This window comes from Arthrobacter sp. CAN_A2, assembly GCF_015752045.1.
GTDB lineage: Bacteria > Actinomycetota > Actinomycetes > Actinomycetales > Micrococcaceae > Arthrobacter_D.
Genome location: NZ_JADOUS010000009.1, coordinates 141,217 through 166,455 on the forward strand (window position 1 = coordinate 141,217; position 25,239 = coordinate 166,455).

26 protein-coding genes and 1 pseudogene are annotated in these 25,239 nt (G+C 66.6%); 15 read left to right on the forward strand and 12 right to left on the reverse strand.

The features are described 5' to 3' along the window. Window positions 1-54: 54 nt before the first annotated feature. On the forward strand, window positions 55-1,074 hold the full coding sequence (locus IWX63_RS13175) for a hypothetical protein (protein WP_199278617.1): 1,020 nt from the start codon (window positions 55-57) through the stop codon (window positions 1,072-1,074). On the opposite strand, the gene IWX63_RS13180 is transcribed toward IWX63_RS13175, so the two are convergent. After that, the gene (locus IWX63_RS13180; RefSeq protein ID WP_199278618.1) at window positions 1,039-2,016 is read right to left on the reverse strand and encodes a helix-turn-helix transcriptional regulator; all 978 of its coding nucleotides are present in this window, start codon (window positions 2,014-2,016) and stop codon (window positions 1,039-1,041) included. The genes IWX63_RS13175 and IWX63_RS13180 overlap by 36 nt on opposite strands. Before the next feature lie 35 nt (window positions 2,017-2,051). Next, the gene (locus IWX63_RS13185) at window positions 2,052-3,452 is read right to left on the reverse strand and encodes a hypothetical protein (RefSeq protein ID WP_199278619.1); all 1,401 of its coding nucleotides are present in this window, start codon (window positions 3,450-3,452) and stop codon (window positions 2,052-2,054) included. A 249-nt stretch (window positions 3,453-3,701) separates the two neighbouring features. On the opposite strand from IWX63_RS13185, the gene IWX63_RS13190 reads away from it, so the two are divergent. The 5 genes from IWX63_RS13190 (at window position 3,702) to IWX63_RS13210 (ending at window position 8,552) form a co-directional block, all read left to right on the forward strand. After that, window positions 3,702-3,947: a LapA family protein gene (locus IWX63_RS13190; RefSeq protein WP_199278620.1), complete on the forward strand. Its 246-nt coding sequence runs from the start codon at window positions 3,702-3,704 to the stop codon at window positions 3,945-3,947. After that, window positions 3,947-5,011, forward strand: a complete 1,065-nt coding sequence (glsA, locus tag IWX63_RS13195; protein WP_334685862.1) for a glutaminase A — start codon at window positions 3,947-3,949, stop codon at window positions 5,009-5,011. Before IWX63_RS13190 ends, glsA begins: the two co-directional genes overlap by 1 nt. 456 nt (window positions 5,012-5,467) lie before the next feature. After that, a complete protein-coding gene (locus IWX63_RS13200; protein ID WP_199278621.1) occupies window positions 5,468-7,654 on the forward strand; it encodes a malate synthase G in 2,187 nt (728 codons plus the stop codon). Beyond that, on the forward strand, window positions 7,651-8,076 hold the full coding sequence (locus tag IWX63_RS13205) for a GlcG/HbpS family heme-binding protein (RefSeq protein ID WP_334685863.1): 426 nt from the start codon (window positions 7,651-7,653) through the stop codon (window positions 8,074-8,076). The genes IWX63_RS13200 and IWX63_RS13205 overlap by 4 nt, the downstream gene beginning before the upstream one ends. Window positions 8,077-8,210: 134 nt before the next feature. Next, window positions 8,211-8,552 carry a GlcG/HbpS family heme-binding protein gene (locus IWX63_RS13210; RefSeq protein ID WP_199278622.1) on the forward strand — a complete coding sequence of 114 codons (342 nt, stop codon included), beginning with the start codon at window positions 8,211-8,213 and terminating at the stop codon, window positions 8,550-8,552. Between the two features lie 52 nt (window positions 8,553-8,604). Here the strand turns inward: IWX63_RS13210 and IWX63_RS13215 are convergent, their stop codons facing one another. The 4 genes from IWX63_RS13215 to IWX63_RS13230 all read right to left on the reverse strand — a co-directional run bounded on the left by IWX63_RS13215 (window position 8,605) and on the right by IWX63_RS13230 (window position 13,940). Next, window positions 8,605-10,389: an L-lactate permease gene (locus IWX63_RS13215; protein WP_334685864.1), complete on the reverse strand. Its 1,785-nt coding sequence runs from the start codon at window positions 10,387-10,389 to the stop codon at window positions 8,605-8,607. A gap of 80 nt (window positions 10,390-10,469) precedes the next feature. Next, complete coding sequence (locus IWX63_RS13220) at window positions 10,470-11,840, reverse strand: FAD-binding oxidoreductase (protein ID WP_199278624.1); 1,371 nt, start codon at window positions 11,838-11,840, stop codon at window positions 10,470-10,472. Window positions 11,841-12,167: 327 nt separating this feature from the next. Continuing rightward, on the reverse strand, window positions 12,168-12,932 hold the full coding sequence (locus tag IWX63_RS13225; RefSeq protein WP_199278625.1) for an IclR family transcriptional regulator: 765 nt from the start codon (window positions 12,930-12,932) through the stop codon (window positions 12,168-12,170). Between the two features lie 330 nt (window positions 12,933-13,262). Then, window positions 13,263-13,940, reverse strand: coding sequence for a hypothetical protein (locus tag IWX63_RS13230; RefSeq protein ID WP_199278626.1), 678 nt, complete (start codon window positions 13,938-13,940; stop codon window positions 13,263-13,265). Window positions 13,941-14,022: 82 nt separating this feature from the next. On the opposite strand from IWX63_RS13230, the gene IWX63_RS13235 reads away from it, so the two are divergent. From IWX63_RS13235 to IWX63_RS13245, 3 genes are all read left to right on the forward strand, one after another. Then, entirely contained in the window at window positions 14,023-14,211 is a 189-nt protein-coding gene (locus tag IWX63_RS13235; protein ID WP_199278627.1) for a hypothetical protein, read from the forward strand. Next, window positions 14,208-15,959, forward strand: a complete 1,752-nt coding sequence (locus IWX63_RS13240) for an alkaline phosphatase D family protein (protein WP_199278628.1) — start codon at window positions 14,208-14,210, stop codon at window positions 15,957-15,959. Before IWX63_RS13235 ends, IWX63_RS13240 begins: the two co-directional genes overlap by 4 nt. Window positions 15,960-16,267: 308 nt before the next feature. Further along, complete coding sequence (locus tag IWX63_RS13245; protein WP_199278629.1) at window positions 16,268-16,681, forward strand: hypothetical protein; 414 nt, start codon at window positions 16,268-16,270, stop codon at window positions 16,679-16,681. A 51-nt stretch (window positions 16,682-16,732) separates the two neighbouring features. On the opposite strand, the gene IWX63_RS13250 is transcribed toward IWX63_RS13245, so the two are convergent. The 3 genes from IWX63_RS13250 to IWX63_RS13260 all read right to left on the reverse strand — a co-directional run bounded on the left by IWX63_RS13250 (window position 16,733) and on the right by IWX63_RS13260 (window position 19,614). Then, window positions 16,733-17,065 (reverse strand): hypothetical protein, encoded by a 333-nt coding sequence (locus IWX63_RS13250; protein ID WP_199278630.1) that lies wholly within the window; start codon window positions 17,063-17,065, stop codon window positions 16,733-16,735. 805 nt (window positions 17,066-17,870) lie between these two features. Then, window positions 17,871-19,079, reverse strand: a complete 1,209-nt coding sequence (locus tag IWX63_RS13255; protein WP_199278631.1) for a cysteine desulfurase-like protein — start codon at window positions 19,077-19,079, stop codon at window positions 17,871-17,873. Window positions 19,080-19,242: 163 nt separating this feature from the next. Continuing rightward, entirely contained in the window at window positions 19,243-19,614 is a 372-nt protein-coding gene (locus IWX63_RS13260; RefSeq protein ID WP_199278632.1) for a 2-dehydropantoate 2-reductase N-terminal domain-containing protein, read from the reverse strand. A gap of 61 nt (window positions 19,615-19,675) precedes the next feature. On the opposite strand from IWX63_RS13260, the gene IWX63_RS13265 reads away from it, so the two are divergent. The 3 genes from IWX63_RS13265 (at window position 19,676) to IWX63_RS13275 (ending at window position 21,609) form a co-directional block, all read left to right on the forward strand. Continuing rightward, the gene (locus IWX63_RS13265; protein WP_199278633.1) at window positions 19,676-19,843 is read left to right on the forward strand and encodes a hypothetical protein; all 168 of its coding nucleotides are present in this window, start codon (window positions 19,676-19,678) and stop codon (window positions 19,841-19,843) included. Window positions 19,844-20,437: 594 nt separating this feature from the next. Further along, complete coding sequence (locus IWX63_RS13270) at window positions 20,438-20,947, forward strand: TetR/AcrR family transcriptional regulator (protein ID WP_199278634.1); 510 nt, start codon at window positions 20,438-20,440, stop codon at window positions 20,945-20,947. Continuing rightward, window positions 20,920-21,609, forward strand: coding sequence for a GAP family protein (locus IWX63_RS13275; RefSeq protein ID WP_199278635.1), 690 nt, complete (start codon window positions 20,920-20,922; stop codon window positions 21,607-21,609). Before IWX63_RS13270 ends, IWX63_RS13275 begins: the two co-directional genes overlap by 28 nt. A gap of 56 nt (window positions 21,610-21,665) precedes the next feature. Here the strand turns inward: IWX63_RS13275 and IWX63_RS13280 are convergent, their stop codons facing one another. Next, the gene (locus IWX63_RS13280) at window positions 21,666-22,097 is read right to left on the reverse strand and encodes a MarR family winged helix-turn-helix transcriptional regulator (RefSeq protein ID WP_199278636.1); all 432 of its coding nucleotides are present in this window, start codon (window positions 22,095-22,097) and stop codon (window positions 21,666-21,668) included. A 308-nt stretch (window positions 22,098-22,405) separates the two neighbouring features. Here IWX63_RS13280 and IWX63_RS13285 point away from each other — a divergent pair, with 308 nt between their 5' ends. The 3 genes from IWX63_RS13285 to IWX63_RS13295 all read left to right on the forward strand — a co-directional run bounded on the left by IWX63_RS13285 (window position 22,406) and on the right by IWX63_RS13295 (window position 23,812). Next, a complete protein-coding gene (locus IWX63_RS13285) occupies window positions 22,406-22,837 on the forward strand; it encodes a DUF6958 family protein (protein ID WP_199278637.1) in 432 nt (143 codons plus the stop codon). A gap of 76 nt (window positions 22,838-22,913) precedes the next feature. Further along, a complete protein-coding gene (locus tag IWX63_RS13290) occupies window positions 22,914-23,489 on the forward strand; it encodes a YdeI/OmpD-associated family protein (protein ID WP_199278638.1) in 576 nt (191 codons plus the stop codon). Between the two features lie 2 nt (window positions 23,490-23,491). Then, complete coding sequence (locus IWX63_RS13295; protein ID WP_199278639.1) at window positions 23,492-23,812, forward strand: MmcQ/YjbR family DNA-binding protein; 321 nt, start codon at window positions 23,492-23,494, stop codon at window positions 23,810-23,812. Window positions 23,813-24,030: 218 nt separating this feature from the next. On the opposite strand, the gene IWX63_RS13300 is transcribed toward IWX63_RS13295, so the two are convergent. Together IWX63_RS13300 and IWX63_RS13305 are read right to left on the reverse strand one after the other, a co-directional pair. Next, window positions 24,031-25,077 (reverse strand): MFS transporter, encoded by a 1,047-nt coding sequence (locus tag IWX63_RS13300; RefSeq protein WP_199278640.1) that lies wholly within the window; start codon window positions 25,075-25,077, stop codon window positions 24,031-24,033. Beyond that, a pseudogene (locus IWX63_RS13305) lies at window positions 25,058-25,239 on the reverse strand (IS30 family transposase); the annotation flags it as partial. The pseudogene IWX63_RS13305 and the gene IWX63_RS13300, both read right to left, overlap by 20 nt.

A 25,239-nucleotide genomic window follows, 5' to 3' on the forward strand; every position in this document is an offset into this window, starting at 1 on the left:
AAGCTGCGCTGCGAGTAGCGGCACCGGGGAACGCTCCGTGGAAGGAGCCGATCAGTGCCCGCAGCAGCAGCACTCTCCCGGCCAACCCCTCAGGAGGACTGCTCGGGGGCACTCCCGGTCCCTGAGGACCCCGAGCCGGGCAGCGCGGGCGCCCCTCCCCCAGCACGCCCCACCCCTGCCTCCAGCATCGCGGACCGGTCACGGACGATCGGCGAGACGACGATCACCTGCCTGGCCGCCTCGGGCATCCCCGCCCTGCAGGCACGGGCCCCCACAGGCCGGAGGCTCCAGGCTGTCATCCCGCTCAATGCGTCCATCAGTTTGGGCGCGCCGGCCGGGCCCCTGCTCGTCCTCCCGCAGGGCGCACTCGCCGTCGTGCCCGGAGACGTGCGCATCAGGCACGACGGCGACGACAACGACAACGACAACGCGATGATCCTCCTCCTCCGCCTGCCCGCGCACGTCCTTGCGGCACGAGGATTACGCCTGCCGCGGGGCCGGGCACTGATCTGCCCGGGCAGATCCCTCTCCACTCCGCTCGGGGAGTTCGCGTACGCGCTACTGCGCACGGCTCCCGCACCCGGGGATCCGACGACGTCCAGGGCGGCCGAACGCGGCCTCGTCGAACTCCTGGCCGGCGCACTCCTCGAGTCCGATCCGCCGAGGACGGACGGTGCGGCACTCAGGACGCTCCTCCGTGACCGCGCCGTACGCATCGTCGACCTGCGGTTCGCGGATCCGGCGCTGCGACCGGCGGGAATCGCCCGGGAACTGAATGTGTCCCTGAGGCACCTCCAGCGCAGTTTCGAGGGCTCGGGCTCAACGCTCGCCCTCGAGATCAGGCGCGCTCGCAGCGAGCACGCCGCACTCCTCGTTCCCACACTCACCGGCCCGGACCGCTCGAACCTGAGGATCGCCGTACGCGCGGGCTTCTCCTCGACCGATCAGCTGCGGGCCGCTCTCGAAGGCTGCCTCGGCGCACCTCGCACGGCCGACAGCCGCGCAGCGCGGAGGACCTCCTGGCCTCCGCCCGACGCGTCACGGCAGAGCGACGAAGACGGGCTGGCTTCCTGACGGCCCGGACCGTCGCAGTTCCGACGGCGGGACGCCGAACCTCGCGCGGACCCTCGAGCGCAGTTCGAAGGCGGACGAGAAGCCCGACCGCCGAGCGACCTCGTTGACCGTCAACTCGCGGGAGGCCGGGGCCGCGAGCAGCATGGAGGCGTTCTCCGTCCGCCGGTTACTGATCTCCGTGGCGATGGTGGTCCCACTTCCCTCGAAACAGCGCTGCAGGTGCCTCAGCGAGACGCCGACGCCATCCGCGATGGCCGCCGGAGTCAGCAGCGCATCGCTGAAACGTTCATCGATCAGGTCGATCGCCGCGCGGCGCACCCGGCGGCGCTGTTCCAGCCGCGGGTCCGCCTCCCCGTGGGCATCCCCGTACACCGCGACCACGAGGTTCTCCAGGACCCTGGCCGCGACGATGTCACTGACCGGACCGGATTCCTCCGGTTCGTCCGTGAGGGCGGAGGCGAAGGCGGCAACGGGCCCGGCGAGCGCACCTCCACGTTTCCCGCACAGGCCGGCGGTGACCGGGACACCGCGCTCGCGCAGCCTGCGCGTCCCGACGAGCACGTGGACCCAGCGTGCGGGTGCCCTGCTCTCCACGACGACGTCGAGCGGTTCGGCGAGGATGATGGCCTCGCCCTGGCGGATGCCCAGGGGGGCAGCATCGGGTACCAGTGCTTCCGCTCGTCCACGCACCAGGAAGCCGAGGTAGGTCATACCCTGCAGATCGGGCCCGGCCACGGAGAGCCTGAGCGCGGATTGGGTCGTCGTCGCCACGATCATGTCTCCCACCCGGCGGGCCCGCCCGCCGAAGACCAACTCCTCCCCCTGGGGCACCTGCGCCACCAGACCCGCGCGGACGAACGACGGCTTCCCCGTCATTCCCGGACGTGCGATACGGACGGCGTCCAGCACCAGGGATTCGAGCAGCCGTGGAGGGACGTCCACCCACGTGTCGGCACCCTCTGTCGCACCTCCACGGATCACCGGAACGGCCCGTCGGGATGCATCCTCCGTGCTCCCCGCCTGCCGGGTGCTGAGATCACCGGAAGGGGGCTGATCGGGAGACCGGCCCGCGTCATCCCGGAGACAGCACCGACAGCAGGACCGACGGCATGGCGGGAGGTCCCGATCAGATCAGGCAGGCCGGCGGGACCGACGTCGAACGGGAGCGTCGTCACCGGATCGTCGAGCCCGGCCCCGCCGAGCTGTTCATCCCCGCCGTCGGGCTCCAGCCCGGCAGCCGCGGGCGGCACCGTCATGGCCAGCGCGTCGAGGAAGCGGACGAGGAGCGCGATCCAGCAGAAGATGATGACCGACGTGCACAGTTCGAACGCGGTGAGGTTCAGGTAGCCGACGGGACTCCACAGCACCGTGCACGCGATGAGGGCAGCCAGCGACCCATAGGTCGCGATGTGGAAGCACGCCGGCAGCCCGGTGAACACCACCGGGCTGAGGATCATCAGTGACGCGAAGGAGATCGTCATGGCGACGGCACATGAGATATGCAGCAGCCCTCGGCCGTGTGACGGGAAGACCCCGACGCCCACGAGGAGGATTCCGCTCGCCGTGATGCTGGCGAAGGTGACACCTGCACTCCATGCGTGGTCGAGCACCTGCCGCTCGTGCAGGCGTCGCAGCTCCCGCTGAAGATGAGAGGCGAACGTGGTGAGGAAGAAGCCCGCCACCACCAGGGTCACGTTGAACAGCCCGCCCGACCTCTCGCTCGGGTCGCCGAGCCTGCTGAAGTTGTGCTCCCACCATGTGCGGTCCTGGACGGTCGCCATGCTGGCCACCACGCTGAGCATCACCAGGGCGACGAAGAGGCCGTACAGCCTCCGGAGGGTGAGGGCGAAGACCGAGGTGTAGATCCAGTACACGGCAAGCCCGCAGCCGAAACCCACGATCATGGCCGCCGCGACGGGCTCGATACGCAGGTCGTCGAAGCTGCGCTGGAGCAGGAGGTAGCCGATCGTCGCGATCGCGGCGATCGCGGCGTGGACAAGCGCGACCGACACCCCGTCCAGGAGGACCCGCCAGGGGGACAGCACCTTCCACCAGTCGCGGCCCGGCTGGTTCTTCGACCGCCAGTACCCCACGAGCCCGAAGACGAGACCGGTCGTGAAGGCGCCCACTGCCGTGGTGAGACCGATCGAGGTACCTCCCCAGAGCAGAGGCGGCGTGCCGTCGAAGAGGATCGCTGCCGCGAGAGCGCTCGCGGCCGTCACCGCCGCCGCGAAGACGGCGGCCTCCGTCTCCACCCTCACGGGCGACACCGGCCCGGCGCCCGACCGGCCGTCCCCCGGGTCCGGGACCGGTGGCGGAGCTGCGCCGTCCCGAACCTGCCGCGCCGTCGAGGCGCCGGGTATGCTGCCGAGGTTCATGGGGATGCTCCTGACCTTGCGCGGGCCGCCGTCGGTGGTCCACCCACCGCTGCTGATCCGCCCGCCGCGCGACTCCGGCCAGCTTCTTCCACGCGACCGGCGGCGCCCACACCCGGCACGGGTGATTCGCGCCAGCATGACGGCAAATCGGCGTCCGACGCCGATCAGCGCCTGAGGCAGCGGGACATACTGGGAGCCGGTCGGCCCGGCGAGAGGGCGGGCCACGACCCATCGAGAAGAGGGATCGTCATGACCGACCGGAACAAGGTCAAGGGTGCAAACGCGGCGCAGCAGGGGAGGCGCCGGGTCACCGTCCGCCAGATCATCGCGATCGCCCTCGCCATCCTCGCAGTGATCTTCATCGCCCAGAACAGGCAGGAAGCGAACGTCTCGCTGCTGTTCATCACGGTGACGCTCCCCCTGTGGATCACCCTCGCGTGTGCCACGGTCGTCGGTATCGCCGTCGGGTGGCTGTTCCACCGGCGGTCGACCTAGTGGTATCCCGGGACAGCGGCGACCTCGACCTGCTCAACCCGGCACGCGCCACCGACCCGGCCGACCGCACCGGCTTCACCTCGACGGGACACCTCCCGGCCCGCGGCACGGTGAGCGGCCTGCTGCGGGACGCCCACGCGACCTATGCCACGCTCGACGACGGCACGGTCGCCGACTACATCCCGTCGCTCGCCGCCGCCGATCCGAGCCGTTTCGGCATCAGCGTCTGCGGGGTGGACGGAACCTCCTTCTCCATCGGCGACGCCCAGGAGGCCTTCTCCATCCAGTCGATCTCGAAGGCTTTCACCTTCGCCCTGGTGTGCGAGGCCATCGGCCACACCACCGTCCGGGAGGCCGTCGGGGTGAACAACACGGGGCTGCCGTTCGACTCGGTGATGGCGCTCGAACTCAATGGCGGGAGCCCCAGGAACCCGATGGTCAATGCCGGGGCGCTCGTCATGATCACCCTCGCCCCCGGGGACTCCGCCGCAGCGAAGTGGCAGTTCCTCCAGGAGGGCATGTCCCGTTTCGCCGGTCACCGGCTCCTGCTCGACGTCGACGTCTATGAATCGGAGGCGGCGACCAATCACCGGAACCGTGCACTCGCTGCGCTGCTGAGGAGCTATGGGCACATGTCCTACGATCCCCTGCTGACCACCGACATCTACACCCGGCAGTGCTCGCTCCTCGTCTCGGCCATGGACCTCGCCGTCATGGGAGCGACCCTTGCCGACGGTGGCGTGAATCCGCTGACGCACGAGCGGGTCGTCCACCCCTCCGTCTGCCGGGACACCCTCGCGGTCATGGCCACCTCCGGGCTGTACCAGCGCTCGGGCGACTGGCTCTACGAAGTCGGGCTGCCGGGCAAGAGCGGCGTGTCCGGCGGCATCGTCACGGTGGCACCGGGCAAGGGCGGGATGGCCACCTACTCGCCGAGACTCGACCCCGCCGGTAACAGCATCCGTGGTCAGCACGCCATCCGGAGCCTGTCCCGGAGTCTCGGCCTCAACGTCTTCGCGTCCGCTCCGGAGCCTGCCCCAGCGCCCGGGACGCAGACCCCCTGAGCCGCAGGCGGCGGGATGCGCCCGGCGCTGCGCAGGACCCGACTCCACGTCGACGCCGACACCATCGGTCCGGGCGAATCAGGTGCGCCACACCGGGTGGCGCACCTGTCATCAACCACATCGCCACGATCTTCGACGGAGGCTCAGGGCCGACACTCGCTCCTGGTCCATCGCGGCGGTGGTCGCGTATTGCTGGCCCAGGGAGTAGCACTGGCCGCGCGCTTCCCGGCGGTGGGGGTGATCCCGAATGTGTTCCTGGCGTAGATCGCCTTCGTGGCGGCGTTCGGGGTGCTGCCGGACACCGTGCTGGTGCGGTCGCCCCCGCTTCGGCCCTGTCCGCGTGGCACATGACCGGGCCGGCGGCCGGCCTCGACATTGACAGCCCGGAATGCGCTGACTAAATTTTACATATTGATATTTATTTTCCGCATCATGAGAAGCAAGAGGGTAGGTAGTATGCCGAAGTACGTGGAGACCAACGGGATCAATGTCGCCGAAGAGCTCTACGCCTTCGTCCGGGATGAAGCCCTGCCCGGCACGAGGCTCGAGGCCGAGGCGTTCTGGACGGGCGCCGCCGCTCTCATCACGGAGTTCTCGCCACGGGTGCAGGAACTCCTGGCCACCCGGGACCGGATGCAGCAGCAGATCGACGAGTACCACCGCTCGGCCGACAGCACACCCCTGGATCAGGACGCCTACGAGGAATTCCTGCGCTCGATCGGCTATCTGGTCGACGAGCCCGGAGACTTCAGCATCACGACCGATCGCGTCGACCCGGAGATCGCGACGGTCTCGGGCCCGCAGCTGGTGGTCCCGCTCCTGAACGCCCGGTTCGCCGCCAATGCCGCGAACGCCCGGTGGGGCTCGCTCTACGATGCGCTGTACGGCACCGACGCTATCGACGAGGACGAGGGCCGCGAGAAGACGCGCGGCTACAACCCGGTCCGGGGTGCCGCCGTTGTCGCACGCGGTCGGGAGTTCCTGGATCAGTACCTTCCGCTGGCAGGTGGGTCCCATGCCGATGTCACCGGATACCGGATAGCGGACCGGGCTCTGGTCGCGGAGACGCCGGGCGGTCCGACGGCGCTGGCAGAGCCGGGGCAGTTCGCCGGCTACCGGGGAACACCGGACGCGCCCGAGTCGGTGCTGCTCGCACACCACGGACTGCACGTGGAGATCCAGATCGACCGGAGCCACACCATAGGCTCCCGCGACCTTGCCGGGGTGAAGGACATCGTGCTCGAGTCCGCGATAACGACCATCATGGACCTCGAGGACTCCGTGGCAGCTGTCGATGCCGGAGACAAGGTGTCGGGTTACCGCAACTGGCTGCAGCTGATGCAGGGAACCCTGACCGCTGAGATTGCAACGGGTACGGGCAGCTACACCCGGCGACTCAACCCCGACCGCCTCTACACGGCGACCGACGGTTCCGATTTGACCCTGCCGGGCCGTTCACTGCTTCTCATCCGCCAGGTGGGCCACCTGATGACCAGTGACGCCGTGCTCGATGCTGCCGGCGATCCGGTGCCCGAGGAAATCCTCGATGCCCTCTTCACCGGCCTCGGCTCCGTGCACGACCTTCGGGGCGCACATGCCGGGCACAACTCACAGGCCGGATCGGTATACATCGTGAAGCCCAAGATGCACGGGCCTGCCGAGGTCGCCGTCGCCTGCGCCCTGTTGGCCGGGACCGAGGACGTGCTGGGTCTCGAACCGCTCACGCTGAAAATCGGCATCATGGACGAGGAGCGCCGCACCTCCGCCAACCTGAAGGCGTGCATCTGGGAAGCCCGGGACCGCGTCGCGTTCATCAACACCGGATTCCTGGACCGTACCGGCGACGAGATCCACACCTCGATGCTCGCTGGTCCCATGGTCCGCAAGGCCGACATGCGCAATTCCAGCTGGATCAGGGCCTATGAGGACGCCAACGTCGACGTCGGGCTCGAGTGCGGATTCAAGGGGCGGGCCCAGATCGGGAAGGGCATGTGGGCGGCTCCGGACAACATGGCCGACATGCTGGTACAGAAGGTCGCTCATCCGCTCGCCGGAGCGGACTGCGCCTGGGTCCCCTCCCCCACGGCTGCGACCCTCCACGTCATGCACTACCACGAGATCGATGTGGACGCCCGACAGGCGGAGCTGGCCGGGAAGCGCCGCTCGACGCCGCGGCAGCTCCTCACTATCCCGGTCGGTGATCCGGGAAGCTGGAGCGCAGAGGACCGCCGCAACGAGCTGGACAACAATATCCAGAGCACGCTCGGCTACATCGTGCGGTGGGTCAACGACGGCGTCGGGTGTTCCAAGGTGCCGGACCTCCACGGCACGGCGCTGATGGAGGACCGCGCCACCTGCCGGATCAGTTCGCAGCACATTGCCAACTGGCTCCTGCACGGCGTCGTGACCGAGGACGACGTGGAGGCTTCCCTGCGCCGGATGGCGGCGGTGGTCGACGAGCAGAACGCCGCCGATCCCACCTACACGCCCATGTCCCCGGCCTTCGATACCGAAGCGTTCCTCGCAGCCCGCGAGCTCGTTCTCGACGGCGCCGCGCAGCCCTCGGGGTACACCGAGCCGATCCTGCATCGCCGGCGTTCCCTGCACAAGCACACCGACACCATGACGAGGACCGCATCATGACCCTGACACTGACAATCGCCCAATCGATCATCGCCGACGCCCTGGACGCGGGCCGGCAGCACGGCTTCAAGCCGCTGACCGTCGTCGTGCTCGACGCCGGTGGTCACGTCACCGCCGCTGCCCGCCAGGACGGCGCGTCGAACAACCGCTTCGAGATCGCGCACGGCAAGGCCTACGGAGCGTTGGCCCTCGGCATGGGGTCACGGGCCATCATGGAGCGCGCGGAGCAGCAGGCGTACTTCATCACCGCCGCGTCTGCCACCCTGGGAGGTCGGCTCATCCCGGTCCCCGGTGGTGTCCTGGTCCGCGATGACGGCGGTACGGTCCTGGGTGCCGTCGGTATCAGCGGTGACAGTTCCGACAACGACGAGACTGCGGCGTCGACGGCGATCGAGGCGGCCGGCCTGAGCGCCCAGGTCTGACGCTTCCTCCCACAGACGAGGGGGAGGGAACCGGATCACTCCGGTTCCCTCCCCCTCGTCGTTCTCCGCTCGAGCTGTTCCCGCGCTCGGGCCGCGGGAGTCATCGAAGGTGTCACACGTCGGCGCGCCCCCAGATGGACGCGGGCCGGCAGCGCGGCTTCAAGCCGCTGACCGTCGTCGTGCTCGACGCCGGTGGTCACGTCACCGCCGCTGCCCGCCAGGACGGCGCGTCGAGCAACCGCTTCGAGATCGCGCACGGCAAGGCCTACGGAGCGTTGGCCCTCGGCATGGGGTCGCGGGCCGTCATGGAGCGCGCGGAGCAGCAGGCGTCCTCCATCACCGCCGCGGCGGTCGGCCTGAGCGCCCAGGCCCGACGCTTCGTCCCACAGACGAGAGGAGGGAACCGGATCACTCCGGTTCCCTCCTCTCGTCGTTCTCGCGCCCGATCTGTTCCCGCGCTCGGGCTGCGGGAGTGATCCGAGGTGTCACACGTCGCGGCGCCCCCTGGTCACCCTCATGACTGCGAGCTCACGCCGTCGGGGACCCGACGCGGCTCTGCTCCTCCAGAGGTACGTTCTTGCGCATCAGGACCCGGGCCAGCAGGGCCAGGCCCACGATGAGCAGTGCCAGGAGGATGGTGCCAGGATTGAAACCGAGCCCGTAGATGAAGATGTACGCGATCGCGCCGCTCATGGCGCAGTAGTACATCGTCACGAGGACGGTCTTCCTCAGCAGGTCCCCCTCGCGACCGAGGAGGCCCACGGTGGCCGCGGCAGCGACGATGTTGTGGATGGCCACCGGATTACCGCCGGCTCCGCCCACGGCCTGGGCAGCAACCACCAATTCAGGCGGAACGCCGATCCCCGCGCCGGTCGAGAACTGGAACTGGGCGAACGTCAGGTTGGACACGGTGTTGGACCCGGCGACAAAGGCTCCGAGCGCTCCGATCCACGGTGCGATCAGGGGCCAGGAGCTGCCCGAGATCGCGGCGGCACCCTCCGCGAGGGTCACCGGCATGCTGGCGAGTCCGGACTCGTTGAGGGCCGGGCCCGATTGGATGAGGACCCGCACAAGCGGAACGGCGAAGAGCAGCGCCGCGGCCGTACCAGCAAGCTGGCGTCCGGAGATCGCCAGGCTCTGAGCAATCTGGGGGCCCTTCATACGATGCAGCAGGAAGGCGAAGACCGACGCCAGGATGAGGAGGAAGGCCGGTGAGTAGAAGGGCTGAATGTTCGTGGTGATTTCCGTGCCGAGGATTCCCGCGAAGGGAATCTGTATCCCTGTCAGGAACTCCTTCAACGGTGCGATGACCCGGGTAGCCACGAGGAGGACCGCCATGAGGGCGTACGGCGCCCAAGCCCGCACCAGGCTCATCCGGGTCGAGATCTCGGTCGCTGCGGCAGGTTCGATGGTACCCATCCAGCGCTCCGGCCAGGACGCGCGGGGGCCGAAGTCGAAGGTGTCCTTCGGCATCAGGAAGCCGCGGCTCGAGGTGAACATGACCAGCACCAGCCCGATGAGGCCGCCGAAGAGGGACGGGAACTCCGGTCCGAGGATCCGGGCCACCAAGACGTAGGGGACGGTCATGGCGAGGGACGCGTAGACGGCGAACGGCCAGACCACGAGCCCGTCGCGGAATCGCCGCTCGGGGCCGAAGAAGCCGGTGAGCATGGTCACCAGGATCAGCGGGATCAGGATGCCGACGATCGCGTGGATGACCGCCACACTGAAGCCGATCTCCGAGATGAACTCAGGCATCGTCAGCCCGAGAACACTCGCGCGCTCGGCCACCGCCGGGTCGCCGCCCAGGCCGTTGCCCACACCCACGAGGATGGGCGTGCCCACCGCTCCGAAGCTGACCGGGGTGCTCTGGATGATCAGGCCGACCATGACGGCGGCCATCGCGGGGAAGCCCATCGCCAGCAGAAGGGGAGCCACCACGGCGGCCGGGGTACCGAAACCCGAGGCGCCTTCGATGAACGAGCCGAAGAGCCACCCGATGATGATGGCCTGGACCCGTCGGTCGGCCGAGATGTTGTCGAAACCGGCCCGGATCGTCGCCATCGCTCCTCCCACGGTGAGCGTTGAAAGCAACAGGAGGGCGCCGAAGACGATGTAGAGAAGGGTCACGGCGACGATCAGGCCCTCGATGGTCGCGGCCATCACCCCGTTGAAGCTCACGCGCCACACCACCAGCGCCACGACGACGGCGACGACGTAGCCGACGGGCATCGCGTATTTCGCGGGCCAGCGGAACCCGGCCAGGAGCACGCCCACCAGGAGGATGGGTGACAGCGCCAAGAGACTAAGCACAGCGAGATTGTCCACAGAAAGGCCTTTCTGACCGTGGTAGGGCAGGGATGAGGTACAGCTGGTGGGCAGGGTGCCCGAGGTCAGATGGCTTTGCCCGGATTCAGGATGTTCTGCGGGTCGAGAGCGTGCTTGATCCGGTGCTGGATGTCGCGCGAGACCTCACCGACCTCCGCCGTGAACCAGTCGCGCTTGAGCAGCCCGACCCCGTGTTCGCCGGTCAGGGTGCCGCCGAGGCTCTGGGCGAGCTCGAAGATCCGGCCCATCGCCAGTTTCGGCGCGCCATCCGTGATGGATTCGTTCTCGTCGACGACGATCATCGGGTGCAGGTTGCCGTCCGCGGCGTGAGCGACCGTGTAGAGGTCGACGCCGGTGTCCTCTGAGATGCGCTGGATCCCCGTCACGATCTCCGCAAGCCGATTGCGGGGTACCCCGACGTCGCCGATGGACGTCCGGCCCAGCTTCTCGAGCGAGGGGATCGCGTCCCGGCGCGCCTGGATGAGGGCTTCCGCCTCCGCCGGATCGTCGGCGATCATGACCGATTCCGCGAAGGGCTCGATGGCCCTCAACACCACGTCGCGCTCGATCCCGGCGCCGAATCCATCGGTCTGAGCCAGCAGGAAAGCCTCACCGCGCCGGCGGTGGTCGGTTCCGGTGGCGCGATCGATCGCGCCGAGGGTGGGTCCGTCCACGAGTTCGAGCACCGAGGGGGTAGCCCGCGCCGCGACCACGGCCGAGGCGGCCGCCGCCGCTGCTTCCACGGTCTCGAAGTAGGCGGCGAGGGTGGCGGTTGCTACCGGCGCCGGGCGCAGCCGGAGCGTCGCCTCGACGACGACGCCGAGGGTGCCCTCCGAGCCGATGAACAGTGCGTTCAGGTCATAGCCGGTGACGGCCTTGATGGTCTGGGTGCCGGTGACCAGGACACGGCCATCAGCCAGGACCACCGTGAGGCTGAGCACCGATTCACGGGTCACCCCGTACTTCGCGCAACGCATTCCGCCGGCGTTGGTCGCGATGTTGCCGCCGATGGAGCAGATGGCGGTGCTGGCCGGATCCGGAGCGTAGAACAGGCCGTGCAGCGCGGCCGCTGCATTGAGTTCGGCGTTGAGGACCCCCGGCTCCACGACGGCGATCTGCTCGATGGGGTCGATACGCAGGATTCGGTTCATCCGCCGCACATCGAGGACGATCTCACCGGCCCTGGCGGCGGCACCTGCGGCAAGACCGGTTCCCGCTCCGCGCGGGACGATGGGAATGCGATGCTTGTTCGCCAGCTTGAGCGTTTCCATCACGTCCTCGACCGACTCGGCCTGGACCACCCCGTCCGGCAGGGTCGGCGGCACATAGCCGGACCGGTCGGTGCGGACGAGCGCGAGCTCCCGGGGATCCCGGGTGAACCGGGGTAGCGCTGTGAAAACCTCGGGCAGGCTGTGGGCGACGGTATTGCTGATCATCGATCGTCTCCTTTGACGTAGTGCGTCTGCCATGGGCCGCGCCTGTCAGGGGCCGAGGCCACCGGACCGCGCCTGCAAGGACGGACCCTCGCAGCCAGGGGTGGCAAGCATTCATAGCAGCCACTTCCGCATCACGGAATATGGCTTCTATCTGACGAAAACGCTAGGGGTGAAGGTGGCGGATGTCAATGGTCCGAGCCACCCACCGTCGCCGAGCGGTCGATGGGCGCGACGAGCGTCCAGGGAGGACCGTTCGACCGCGTGGGAGATTCCCCCGGATACGAACCCGGACCCTGCAGGGCTGCAGGGTCCGGTGCCCTGCCATACCTAGTCGGCGACGTTGAGATCGCCGGAGATGGCCTGTGCGGCAGTGGTCAGCAGAGGAACCACACGTTGGGCGAAATCTTCATCCACCCGCGAGATGGGGCCGGAGACGGAGATGGCCGTCGGGGTCGGGGAGTCGGGCACGGCAACGGCGAAACACCGGACGCCGAGCTCCTGCTCGCCGTCGTCGACTGCGTACCCCCGCCTGCGGACGACGGCCAGTTCGTCGAGCAGTGCATCGATCGACGCGATGCTCTTCGTCGTCGGCGTGGGCATGCCTGCACGGTGGACGATCCGTCGCACCGCCTCGTCATCCAGTTGGGCCAGGATCGCCTTTCCTACCCCCGTGTCATGGGTGTGGGCACGGCGGCCGACCTCTGTGAACATCCGCATGGAGTGCGGCGACGGCACCTGCGCTATGTAGACGACCATGTCGGAGTCCAGCACAGCCATGTTGGCCGTCTCCCCGAGAGCATCGACCAGGTGTTTGAGCTGCGGGCGAGCGAGGGCGCCGAACTGTCTGTTCGCGCCCTCCCCAAGACGGATCAGTCGCGGGCCGAGGACATACCTGCGGTTCGGCAGCTGACGGACATAGCCCTTGCCGACCAGTGTGCGGAGCAATCGGTGGATGGTGGGCAGCGGAAGATCGGTGGAAGCTGCGAGCTCGCTCAAGGTGACCTCGCCCCCGGCGTCGTTGATCAGCTCGAGGAGTTCGAAGACACGCTCGACGGACTGTACGCCTCCACTCTTGACCGGTGCCTCCGTCATCCCTGCTCCTGACCTGTGTCCTGCGCGTAACTGATGTCTGATGCCAGCATATCCATATCGTGGAATTCTCCCGGACGATGAACGCAACCGAAAGGACTACAGGATGGTCCCGTTCCGATTCATGTGCAACAACCCCGACTGGGCCCATGACCCGCAGAACGTCGTCGAGCCCGTCGTTCCACGCGGTGGGGACCGGGTGCGCTGCTCAGCAAGCCGATCGCAGGCCAGCACCCTGATCGCGGCACGTCCGTGCGTCCGGGCGAAGTCGCATCTGGTGCAGGTCCTCCGCACCTCACGTCTATCCGGGTGTCGACCTCACCTGCGGACCCCTCAGCGCCACGGGTCGAAGGTGCCGACCCCGTTGATGAGTCCTTGATACATGTTGGCGAGTCCGTCGGGGACGATGTCCGCCACACCTGTCGTGGTGATGGCCAGGTCCTCCGAAAGGGTCACCGTGCGGAATTCCCATCCCGCGGGTAGGTCCAGGCGGTTCCCGAGGCCGGACAGGTCGCTCTCGGTGAGGTCGTGGGCGACGTGGTTGGTGTACGTCTGCATCACCCAGGTGACTTCATCGGGGTCACGCAGCAGGTACACGGGTCGGCCGGCGAGGAACTCGTACACGTTCACCCGCTGGATCTTCGCCCGGTGATAGGCGAAGGCGGACTGGTCCTTGCCGGGGTCGAACCCGGCCGGCATGTGCATCCTGGCCACCAGGTTGAACGGCACGCCACCGAAGGTGGCAGGCTCACCCACCAGGTCGATGGTCAGCACGTCCATCATCCAGAAACGGCGTGGGTTCCTCCACACCTGGTCGCACCCGTGCTCCGCCGCCAGCGCCTCGACGTCGATCGCCGCGAATTGCTCGTCCGGACAGGGTCCGCGTCCCGTGGTGTTGTACACCAGGGCATCGAAACCATCCTTCGCCTTCGTCAGGAAGAACAACTCCCCCTGCGGATAGGCACGCATACCCTCGACCCGGATCGTCGTCGTCTCACTCATGTCAGTCATGCGCTGAACGTACGGCGACACCTGACCGCCGCGACTCACCTCTGCCGGATGAGATTCACCAGGACCGGACCCGACGCATCGGATGTCTTCCTCGAGGATCCGATCGGCGACACCGAGGTTCCAGGCCTACTCCGAGGAGGTCGTCCGGTTCCTCGACATCATGGACGCCTGGGCGGAGGGCATCGCCATGGACCGCTCAGACCACCACGAAGGCAGGCTTTTCGACATCGACCTGCGGGCCGGAGGGCAGAAGGGTAGAACATACGTATGACACCGACTCCCCTGGTCCTTGGCCCCATGCTGCGGTACGTCGACGAAACCTCGGCAAGTATCTGGGTGGAGGTCGGCACCGCGGAACACGTCGTCGTCCGGGCCGCCCAGCGATCCTGGGAAGCACGCACGTTCGCGGTCCACGGGCACCACTACGCGCTCGTCGAGGTGGACGGACTCGAGCCGGGAAGCGTCACCCCCTACACGGTGGAGATCGACGGACACCAGACCTGGCCGGACCCGGCATCGGTTCCAGAATTCCCGCCGTCGAGCATTGCGACGCGCACCCCGGGGAAGCCCCTGCGACTGGTTTTCGGGTCCTGCCGCACGAGCGTCCCCCACACCAAGGAGGGCAATCGGACCCATGGCATCGATGCCATGCGTGCGTACGCGCTCAACCGGATGAAGGACGACAGTTCGCCGCGGCCGGACCTGATTCTTTTCCTCGGCGACCAGGTGTACGCCGATTCCACCAGTGAGGAGATGCAGCAGTTCATCCGCGGGCGGAGGGACATCGGGGAGGACCCCGGCGCCGAGCTGAAGGACTACGAGGAGTACGCCCACCTGTACAACCTGGCCTGGTCCGACAGTGCCAACCGCTGGTTGCTGTCCACCCTTCCCAGTGCCATGATCTTCGACGACCACGACATCCGCGATGACTGGAACGCCTCCACCTCCTGGAAGCAGGAAATGGAGGCCACCTCCTGGTGGCAGGATCGGATCGTCGCGGGCCTGGCGTCATATTGGGTGTACCAGCACCTCGGCAACCTGTCACCGGACGGGCGCGCCGAGGACCGCATCTGGCAACGGATCGTCAACCATCACGACGCCGCCGAGCTCGACCTGAGCGAGGAGCTCGACGCCTTCGCCGACCGGGCGGACAAGGACCCGGCCAGCTACCGCTGGAGCTACTGCCGCGACTTCGACGACACGCGCCTGATCGTGGTCGACTCCCGCGTATCCCGCGTGCTCACGCCCGATGCGCGGGCCCTGCTCAGCGAGGAGGAGACGGCGTGGCTGGATCACAGGATGGTGGGCGGATTCCGGCACCTGCTGGTGGGAACCTCGCTGCCGTTCCTCCTGCCGCTGGGGCTGCATCACATCGAGTCGTGGGACGAGGCCCTCGCACAGGGTGCGTGGGGCGCGCGGGGCGCACGGCTGGGTGAGAAGCTACGGCAGGGCATGGATCTCGAACACTGGGCCGCCTTCCAGAACAGCTTCCGTGCCGTGGCCCTCATGGCGACGGACGTGGCGGACGGCAACCGGGGCCGGGCACCGGAGACGGTGACCTTCCTGTCGGGAGACGTCCACTTCTCGTACGTCGCGGAAGTGGACAGGACGTCGGGCAGTCGCATCCTCCAGGTGGTCTGCTCCCCGATCCGCAATCCGCTGCCGCGGCTCCTGCGCTCCTCCACCGCCATCCTCTCCTACGCCGTGGCGGCACCTCTCGGGGCCTTCGTGGCGCGCTCCGTGAAGGTTACCAACCCGCCGTTCCGCTGGCGGAACATCAGGGGACCATGGTTCGACAACAACCTCGCGTCGCTCGAGGACACCGCGGACGGGCTCACGCTGTCGTGGCAGGCGGGGACGGTGGACGGCGACGACCATCTCCACCCCCGGCTCGAGGAGGTGGCCGCCATGACAGTGCCGCGGCGTGGATCCGAAAATGTGTCGGGAGGGGAAGCTGTGCCCGAGGCCGCGCTCTCGACGTCCAAGGGCACTCGGGCACGGAGAGGACGGCGAAAGTAGGAAGTGCCTCCAGCGCCGTGTCCCCTGGTTCGAGTGCGTGTGTCTCTAAGCCATTCAGTACCTGTTCCACCGGCGCTCTCGACTCATCCTCGGGTGGCACCCCTGCGGGATTACCGATGCCGACTATCGGGACAAATCGCCGGATCCAACTCGTCGCAGTTGCGTATCGCTATGCGCAGAATTCGAAATCCGCGGTTGTCCCCGCGGAGAGGGATGGCTTGCCGACCCGATGTCCTCTGGCACGTCACCCACGCCGGACAACAAGGCGAATCGAGTGTCGGCTTCTAGATCTCACACTGGCGGCCACCATGCCACGCATCTTGAACGCTCAGGAGGCGTCGTTCGGCGAAATGCTCATCGAGTCGGTGTCTCAGTATCAAAGGACCGACCAGCGTCGTGTCGCACGAGGATCTCGTGGAGTGCGCTCTGCCGCAGTGACCTTGATGCCCGCAACATTGCGCGCCTCCGGTTACCGACGTAGCGTCGGCCAGATGAACGGTGAAGGAAAACCAGTGTCGAAGTCAAACAGCCGAATGCGGGGCGGGGGCAAAGCGTTTCTGCCGATCGGGATCGTATTCCTTGTTCTTGCAATTGCGATGATGTTTTCCGGGACGACGTCCTGGATTGCGTTCTTCAGTGTGGGCATCACATTCCTGATCCTCGGGACGCAGAAGCCGTCAAACAAGGATGAGCCCCCACCCAGGAACATCCCGCAGGGCTGATCTCGACCGGCGCGCGCCGGTAGCCGATCCCTGTGCGACCGTCGAGCGTGCTTATGCGCCGGTTACGGAGTACTCCCCATTCAGTTCATCTGCTAGCCCTTCGATGTCCCAGGTCGTCGGTTCGCCGGTTGCCACGTCGGTTATATCAGCCACCATCCAGTTACTGCCTCGGGCGAGGTGCACCTCACCCTGATTCGAGCCACTCCAAATCTCGAGGGCCTTCTGGAGGGAGTCCTCATCCGGGTACAGATCTATCTGCACGTTCTCCGAGCACAACTTCTGTTCGGATGTCAGCGCGCCTCCGTCTGCCGGCACGATCGGCTCACCTGCCGGCCCGGCATCGCACCCCAACACCTCGTCGACTGCGGCGTACGCCTCGTCCATGGACGTGCTAGGTGTACTGCCCAGGGAGGTTGGTCCGCGGCCGACCGTGGCCGAAGGAAAGCCGACAGTCCCGTTCTTCACGGCTTCAGCCCTACGATCTTCCCGCGCCCGGCGGACTGGCGGTCCGGACTCACCATGACCGGCTACTGGTGGCCGGACGTCGAGCCGGGCTGGCGGCCACCTGCAGAACTGGTGGACTTCATCGCGGACGGACCGCCCCCGGTGTTCATCGGCTTCGGTAGCAGCGCGGCCCTGGACGCCGACTTCATGCTCGACACCGCGCACCGTGCAGGGGTTCGCGCGGTACTCCAGGGCGTGGAAGGTGTCTCCGGGCCCGATGCCATCAGCATCGGAGACGTGCCGCACGAATGGCTGTTCCCGCAGATGGCCGCTGTCGTCCACCATGCGGGAGCGGGGACCGCCGCGGCGGGGCTGCGCGCCGGTGTGCCGACGGTCAGCGCGCCAACCGTTCTGGGCCGCACGGATCACGTCCCTTGGCGCGGGCCCGCAACCGGTCCCCTACAAGGAACTCACCACCGAACGGCTGGCCAACGCCATCACGCAGGCCACCACGACGCCGGCCTACGCCACACGAGCACGCCAACTGTCAGCAATGCTCGCAACGGAAGACGGAACTGCACCCGTCGTGACAGCGCTGCGGGCCGCCGCTCAGCAGATGTAGCGCGTTCACGAAACAACCGTCCATGGAACCCTCGTTGCACGAAATGACCGAACCGGCGGCATTTTGCCCGTCGTCGCCGGCAGCGGCGCACGATCCGTGCAACGCGAAGACCCTCCGCCCACGCTATGAAGCAACGAACTCGCCGAGCGCGGCCAGTAGGCGGTCGACGTCGTCCTCGTTGTTGTACGGCGCCAAACCGACTCGCAGGGCGGCGCTGTCCTCGAGATTGAGGCGACGGAAAGCCTCGTACGCGTAGAAAGAGCCGGCCGGCGCGAGAATGTTCCGTTCCACAAGGAAGCGGTAGGCGTTCACGGAGGACAGGCCCGGGAACGTCACCAGCAGTGTCGGTGTCCGATCCTGGGCTCTTGAGTGCAGCGTGACGGCGTCCCCCAGTTCGGTCAGCCCTGCCTCGATGCGGGAGCGCAACGCCAGCTCGTACTCATCGACTACGTGAAAGGATTCGAGAAGGCGCGCACGGCGGCCGGTTGCGGCGCCGGGCGCGATCGAAGCGAGGAAATCCACGGCCGCCGTGGCTCCTGCCATAATCTCGTACGGGAGGGTACCGAACTCGAACCGCTCAGGAACCTCGTTCGTGGACGGCAGCAGCTTGTCCGGCTGCAGTGACTCCAGCAGATCCGGGTCGGCCACCAGAACACCGCAATGAGGCCCGAGGAATTTGTAGGGCGAACAGGCGAAGAAGTCAGATCCCAACGCCTCCACGTCGACCGCCGCATGAGCGGTGTAGTGCACTCCGTCCACGTAGACCAGTGCGCCGACCGTGTGGGCGGCATCGGCGATGCGGCGCACCGGCGGCTTGGTGCCGAGCAGGTTCGACGCGGCGGTGATCGCTACCAGCTTCGTGCGCTCGGTGATCGCGGCCGCGACGGACGCTTCATCGATCTCCGTGGTGTGCGGGTCGAAATCGATCCAGCGCACAGTGGCGCCGACCGAGGCGGCTGCTTGCACCCAGGGGCGGATATTGGAGTCATGATCCAGGCGTGACACTACGACCTCGTCACCCGGCTGCCAGGTCTTGGCGAGGTGGCGGGAGAAGTCGTAGGCGAGCTGCGTTGCGCTCCGCCCATAGACGACGCCGCGAGGATGCGCCCCGAGCAGGTCAGCCATCGCCGCCCGGAATCCGCCGACCGCCGATTCGGCGTTGCTCTCCGAGCCCATACCGAAGCCGCGGTTGGACAGCGGCCCGGTGATGGCGTCGGCCATCGCGGCTCCCACGACGGTGGGGGCCTGCGTTCCGCCGGGACCGTCGAAATATGCGGTGCCGGTGAGCAGTGCGGGGAAATGGGTGCGGAAGGCCGCGATGTCCAAGGTCATGTCGTTACTTTCTCAGGTGACGGTCGATACGGAAAACGGCGCGCGAGAGCCGTCGTGGATCAGTTCGAGAGGTTCGCTCCAATCGCGATGAGTGTCAGGCCGAGGAGCGGAGTGGGTTGCTGCAGCGCCGTGGGCCCGGAGTACGTAGTCGCCGAGGATGTTGTCAGCCTCCGATGTCCGTCCTGCGGTGAGTTCCCGGTACCGCGATGTGGTGAAGGACGATCCAGGTCCGGTCAAGCGGCGATGAACGTCCATTTGTCCGATATGCCGCCTGGAGGGGGTCGTTATGCACCAGGCCGTTGAAGATCGGGAGGATGCGCGCGTTCACGTCGACGAACGGGTGGACGTCGATGACTGCGGCAGAGAAGGCTGTCCCCCTTACCGTGATGAGCACGAGATCGAAGACGGGCGCCGTGTCGGCTGTCGTGATGACCTCCTTCTCCGTGATGGCGAACAACAGGACGAACCCCTCACACATCACCATGATCTGCACGGTGAGCGACCGTCGTGACTGGTACCGTTCGGTGTCGCTCATGTCCTCTGACGAGGACGTGCGGCGGTTCGAAAGCGGATCGTGTGTGCTGAACAATGGCCGGATGAGTAGCTACAAGGTAGTCGACACCCAGTTCGAGCTGCGCCGTGATGTCGTAAGCCTGGTACAAATCGTCCACGCGCCGATCAAGCAACCGACCGGCGAAGTGAAGACTTTCATCGTGAGCGCGAATATCAGCCGTCATTCCGTCTCCGAAGGACAGCGATGCTGATCACAAAGCTGCGCTCGAAGCCATCGCGGTAGGGCTGTTCGAGCGGGCGATCCGAGTCTTGACCATCGACTGACGTTCTCGCTTGTCCACGCCGGTGGCCGTACCAACGGGTCGGTCGTTCCGGGTGGGTCATGTGACTGACCCCCATAGGTCGTTCCCACAGCGATCCGTCAGCAGCCCTCCAGGCGGCGGATACGAGCCGGCACGAGATCAGGGAAGTCGTCCCCGATTCTTCCGGGTTCGTAGAACCTCTTCACAAACTCCCACGCTCCCTTCATCAGGTCATCGCGGGTGAGGAAGGAAGCGGACTCCGAAGCGGACTCCTCCACCCCGCGATCAATGGCTTCATCCTCGAACAGATCACCGCTCCGGTAAGACCGGAGGCGAACAGGGACGGGACCATCGAGCGCTTCGTGCAACTGCTACTGCCGCACGCCGAGTATCTTTCTTCTTCCCATCAACCGCTCCCCCGGGATACCCCCGGGTCGCACTTCAGATCGCGCTAGGCAGCCGACCCTTCTGTGATTCGGCGAGGATATTGGGAATCTTTTTTCAACCCGACCGGTCGGTCGGGTTTGGTGGTAGCGTGGATGCGTGAGCAACAAGGAACACATCCTGCAGACCGTTCGACGACTGGCGATCGAAACCGGGTCGGTGCCGTCACTGGGCGTGATCGCACGCGAGGCGGGGGTGTCCAAGGGTGGCCTGATGCACCACTTCACCTCACGCACCGCCCTGGTGGAAGGCATCGCGGTGCAGGTGATGCAGGACTTGGACCAGGCACTGTCGGCGGCCGCCGAGCGCGGCACGGTGGTGGAGACCTGGTTGCGCCTGTCATCGTCCCCTGAGGAGGCGGCTCTTTACCGGGCGATGTCGATCCTGCTCACCGATCGGACCTCGTCGACCGATACGCTTCTGCAACTGGCGGCTGAGGCCGCCCGGCGGTGGGAACACTTGTTCGCCGTCGAAGCAGGAGACCCGGTGGCGGCCTCGATCATCCGCCTCCTGGGTGACGGGATGCTGCTGAACAGCCTCACCGACAACGACGCTGTGCCCAGCGTCGACTCGATCCTGCAGTGGCTGGATCGCCGGTCCACGAAGTGATCGGCGGTGGCCTGCTCGCCGGTATCGTCGGCCTCGCCCTGGCTGATTCACTGAACCCTGCGACCATCGTCGTCATCACCCTCATCCTGCTCACCGTCAGCCATCGGCCTGTCGGATCGGCCGTGACGTTCGTCCTCGGGGCGATGAGCACGGTCTTCGCCCTCAACATGGTGATCCTCCTCGGCGCCAGCGCCGCTGCGGACGCAGTCGGCGAAGGACTCGTCTGGCTCCGCCGCGCAGTGTTCCTCATCGCGGCCATCACCGTCGCGGTCGCCGGGTTCCGCCGTTTCAAGGACCGGGAAAGAAAAGGGATCGACCTGCCACCCTGGTTCGGGGTGTGGACGGCTTTCCCGCTCGGCATCATCATCACCGGCGCCGATCTGCCCAACGCGTTTCCCTACTTCATCGCCATCGAACGCATGGTCGCCGCGGACGTCGCCATCCCCGTCGGCTTGTCCGTCCTCGCCGGCTACGCATTCGTCTACTGCATCCCGTGCCTGATCCTGCTCGCCCTCGGCATGGCCCACGGCAGCAAGGTCAGGACACGCCTCCGGAAAGTCCTGGACCGGTTCTCCACGGGCACCATCAAACGCTCCATCCCGGCAGCGCTCACCTTCTTCGCCCTCGCCGCCGCAGTCCTCACCCTCGCCCTCCGGCCCTGATCACACAGCGCGAAACAATCGCCGTGAAGGATCCTCCGGCGGCAGCGGGCTCATGTTCAGGGGCCGGAACCGAGTGCAGCCGTGATTGCTTTGAGGTGGCCTGTCAGGCGATCCGCGTCGGTTACCGACATCGTCTCGGTGAGTGCGAGGACACGCTGGCCGGCAGGGCGATAGTGCTGGCCCAGTACCTGCCATGTCTTCGCTGTCAGTGTCACGAGGTTGACCCTGCGATCCGCCGATGACGGGGCGCGGACGACAAGACCTGCGGCAGCCAGCCGATCAACGATAATGGTCACCGCCGCGCGGGTGACGTGCAGGTGGTGCGCGAGGTCAACCTGGGAACTCGGCCCGCCCTCCAGCCGATTGAGGAGCCTGAGCTCGGTCCGTGATACCCCCAGGTGCTGGGCAACGAGTGCGTCATGCGCGTCGAAGGCCGCCCCGAGTGCCCTGCAGGCCAGAAGCAAAGGATCCTGAGTGTCAAAGTCCATCAGCTCGACTATATTACAGTCAAATCTATTGACTACTTGGTTCGAGGAGTGTCATGCAGTGGACCGAGACCATCACGATCGAAACACCCAGGGACAGCGTCTACCAGGCCGTTCGTGATCAGCACACCCTGATGCAGTGGTCTGCGTGGCCGGAAGCCACCGGGTTCACCTGCCGGGTTGACGGTGACGGGATGAACCTCCCGTACCCCTCATCATCAAACCCTTGGCGAACAGATTGCTGCGGCGCTCGATCCAGCCGCTGCACGTGAAGGACTTGCAGCAACTCAAGGACCTCGTGGAGGCCCCACATGTCCGCTGACCCGCACTCGGCAGCCGTCACCCCACGGGCATGGGCCGAAGATGGACTCGCCCGGAAGCGTGGCCGCGTGCAGATGTTCAACGCGACCAGGCCCGACGGCCTGGACGGCTGGACCATCGCAGTCGAACAGTACGAGCTGCTCGTCGACGTCATCCTGACCACGATCGACGGCTTCGCCGCCGACGACGGCACCGTGCCCCTGCAGGTCATCGTCAACGAAGCACAAGCCAGACTCGGGTCCCACCCGGCCTTCCCCAACGGACGGCTCTCCAACTACGTCCGCTATACCAAGGTGGACCTCGAAGCCCGTGGACTCGTCCAGCGAGTCCCCAAGAGCTCGCCCCAACGCGTCCGCAGAACACCCACCAAGCCCAGCGACCCATACGAATCCCAATCCGGAGGAAGGAGATCATCCCCATGAAGTATTTTCACTCTTCGTCAGCTGCTCCCACGACGGGCTTTGTGAGCGATGACGGCGAGTTGTATCAGCTGTGGTGGTGAAGACGGAAAGCTTCGAGAAGGTGCAGGTGGAGTCAGCTGAGGACTTGCGTCGCTGGCTGGCCGAACATCACGGTCAGGAGGCGGGCGTGTGGGTGGTGACATTCAAGAAGGACGCCGGCGCCCGCTACGTGTCGAAGTCCGAGGTCCTCGACGAGCTCCTGTGCTTCGGGTGGATCGACGGAATCGCAAGGAAGCTCGACGACGAGCGGACCATGCAGCTGATCACCCCGCGGCGCGCGCAGCACTGGGCCCGCAGCTACAAGGAACGTGTCGCTGCCCTCACCGAGCAGGGCCGCATGCACCCAGCAGGGGTCCGGTCGGTCGAGAAGGGCAAGGCGAGCGGTCTATGGACGTTCATGGACGACGTCGATGACCTCGTCATCCCGCAGGACCTCGCCGAAGCTCTTGCGGCCAGACCGGGTGCAGCGGACTACTTCGCCATCATCCCACCGGCCAGTAAGCGATTCAGCCTGCGGTGGATCAAACTCGCGAGAACCCCGACGACGAGGGCCAAGCGCATCACGACCATGGCCGGCCTTGCCGCACGCGGGGAAAAACTGCCGGGGAGTTGACCATGCCAGACGTGCCGACGCCTCTGATCGAATCCGATGTCCGGGCACTTTGCCTCGCCTTCCACGACGTGGTCGAGAAGGTCAGTTGGCGGCGTCCCGCCTGGTTCGCCCGCACCATGTTCGCCCGGATGTACGACGAAGGGACCCTGAGCATCAGATCCGCCGAAAGCCGCGCGCTCATCGGTTCGCAGCCAGACACATTCCTCGTGCACCCCTACGGCAGAGGAGATCACGACAAGGTCCTCGTGGTCCTGAGCAGAATCGACCGCGACGAACTCGAGGAACTATTGACCGAGTCCTACCGCCTCGCGGGCGGCAGCTGACACCGGCGGTTGAAGCGTCGTGCCGAGAACGCCCAGCGCATCATGGGTCGCACGGAACGGGCTTGACTCCCGGGCCGGTAGCTCAGGTGATAGCCGAGCCCCAGAGCCTCCGACCCCGGTCCGGGTGGCCCGAAAGCCGGAAACGGTCAACCCTCTGATGCTCTTGAGTGATCGACGATGCGGTCCCTGCCCATCGGTCGCCGTCGGGGAATGGAGACTTAGTGGGGCTTGGCGGGTTCGGTGGGCTCCGCGCGGCGCGGGGCCTGGTCTGGCACTCCGACGGCCTCTTCGGGGAGGCGTCCGGTCAGAAACAGTGCGGCGGTCGCCAGCAGGGCGGCCAGAGCCAGCGCCATCCGCAGGGCTTCCAGCCGGGAGTCCGAGTTGACAGCCATGATGGCATCAGCGGTCTCCTGGTCGATGTCGGCATTGTCCAGCGCTTCCTGGAGCTGCGTATCGGAAATGAACGGGATGCCACTGGCCAGCTGGACCGAGGCTTCCTCCTGCACCGAGCTCGGAACAGCGGGATTATTCTGGATGCCGGCCATGAACGAGGTACTCAGGGTCGCGATGAGCACCGATCCGATCAGCGCGGTCCCCAGGGAGGCCCCAAGGTTGGTGGCAGTATTTTGCAGCCCGCCGACTTCCGCGCTCTGCGAGTCCGGGACCGCCGAGACCGTGATGGCGCCCAACTGCGACGACAGCGCCCCGAGCCCAAAGCCCATCAGCAGCATCGGGATCGCAACAATGCCTGCGTCGGCCCCCGGGTCCATGCCCCCCACGAGGATGAGAATGCCGACGATCATCAGCATCAGCCCCAGCCGGATGACACGGCGCGGGTTTGCATGAGGCAGAACCTTCGGGATTCCCGCTGCGGCCAGAATCAATGCTACGGACAGCGGGAGGATCCTGATCCCGGTCTCCAGCGCGCTCAATTCCAACACCACGGACAGGAACAGAGGAATGGTGAAGAACACCCCGGCCTGCACGAGGAATTGAGCGAAGAATATGCTGAGGCCGCCGGTGAGACGCTGGTTCCGGAATAGTCCGGGGTCGACCAGCGGCTCGCCGCCCACTGCGGCAAGATGCGATGTCCTGCGCAGAAACATATACAGGACGAGCATCCCGGCGATCAGCAGCCACACCACGGGGGACAGACCCAGGACCGTTGGGGCGCCGGGCTTGGGCTGCACCCATCCCCACTCCCCCGAACGCAGTACGGCATAAACAACCATGGCCAGCTTGGTGTCAACCGGTGGAAGCAACATTGTCGGTGAGTAGTCGAGTGAAGACTTCCCGGGGAGTGAGGTAGCCCAGGGTGGCTCGGGGTCGGTCGTTGAGCTCGTCGGCGATGGCGTCGAGGTAGGGCTGGTGGCTGGTGATCTCGACGCCTTTGGGTAGGTATTCGCGGATCAGCCTGTTGGTGTTCT

What these genes read in the sequence shown, in the direction of transcription:
- IWX63_RS13255 (WP_199278631.1), bottom strand. Translation starts at nt 19,079, where the DNA reads ATGACCTTGGACATCGCGGCCTTCCGCACCCATTTCCCCGCACTGCTC.
- IWX63_RS13240 (WP_199278628.1), top strand. Translation starts at nt 14,208, where the DNA reads ATGACACCGACTCCCCTGGTCCTTGGCCCCATGCTGCGGTACGTCGAC.
- IWX63_RS13185 (WP_199278619.1), bottom strand. Translation starts at nt 3,452, where the DNA reads ATGAACCTCGGCAGCATACCCGGCGCCTCGACGGCGCGGCAGGTTCGG.
- IWX63_RS13285 (WP_199278637.1), top strand. Translation starts at nt 22,406, where the DNA reads ATGTCCGCTGACCCGCACTCGGCAGCCGTCACCCCACGGGCATGGGCC.
- IWX63_RS13300 (WP_199278640.1), bottom strand. Translation starts at nt 25,077, where the DNA reads ATGTTGCTTCCACCGGTTGACACCAAGCTGGCCATGGTTGTTTATGCC.
- IWX63_RS13200 (WP_199278621.1), top strand. Translation starts at nt 5,468, where the DNA reads ATGCCGAAGTACGTGGAGACCAACGGGATCAATGTCGCCGAAGAGCTC.
- IWX63_RS13205 (WP_334685863.1), top strand. Translation starts at nt 7,651, where the DNA reads ATGACCCTGACACTGACAATCGCCCAATCGATCATCGCCGACGCCCTG.
- IWX63_RS13190 (WP_199278620.1), top strand. Translation starts at nt 3,702, where the DNA reads ATGACCGACCGGAACAAGGTCAAGGGTGCAAACGCGGCGCAGCAGGGG.
- IWX63_RS13230 (WP_199278626.1), bottom strand. Translation starts at nt 13,940, where the DNA reads ATGACTGACATGAGTGAGACGACGACGATCCGGGTCGAGGGTATGCGT.
- IWX63_RS13265 (WP_199278633.1), top strand. Translation starts at nt 19,676, where the DNA reads ATGAGTAGCTACAAGGTAGTCGACACCCAGTTCGAGCTGCGCCGTGAT.
- IWX63_RS13220 (WP_199278624.1), bottom strand. Translation starts at nt 11,840, where the DNA reads ATGATCAGCAATACCGTCGCCCACAGCCTGCCCGAGGTTTTCACAGCG.
- IWX63_RS13250 (WP_199278630.1), bottom strand. Translation starts at nt 17,065, where the DNA reads ATGGACGAGGCGTACGCCGCAGTCGACGAGGTGTTGGGGTGCGATGCC.
- IWX63_RS13260 (WP_199278632.1), bottom strand. Translation starts at nt 19,614, where the DNA reads ATGAGCGACACCGAACGGTACCAGTCACGACGGTCGCTCACCGTGCAG.
- IWX63_RS13280 (WP_199278636.1), bottom strand. Translation starts at nt 22,097, where the DNA reads ATGGACTTTGACACTCAGGATCCTTTGCTTCTGGCCTGCAGGGCACTC.
- IWX63_RS13245 (WP_199278629.1), top strand. Translation starts at nt 16,268, where the DNA reads ATGCCACGCATCTTGAACGCTCAGGAGGCGTCGTTCGGCGAAATGCTC.
- IWX63_RS13210 (WP_199278622.1), top strand. Translation starts at nt 8,211, where the DNA reads ATGGACGCGGGCCGGCAGCGCGGCTTCAAGCCGCTGACCGTCGTCGTG.
- IWX63_RS13225 (WP_199278625.1), bottom strand. Translation starts at nt 12,932, where the DNA reads ATGACGGAGGCACCGGTCAAGAGTGGAGGCGTACAGTCCGTCGAGCGT.
- IWX63_RS13235 (WP_199278627.1), top strand. Translation starts at nt 14,023, where the DNA reads ATGTCTTCCTCGAGGATCCGATCGGCGACACCGAGGTTCCAGGCCTAC.
- IWX63_RS13295 (WP_199278639.1), top strand. Translation starts at nt 23,492, where the DNA reads ATGCCAGACGTGCCGACGCCTCTGATCGAATCCGATGTCCGGGCACTT.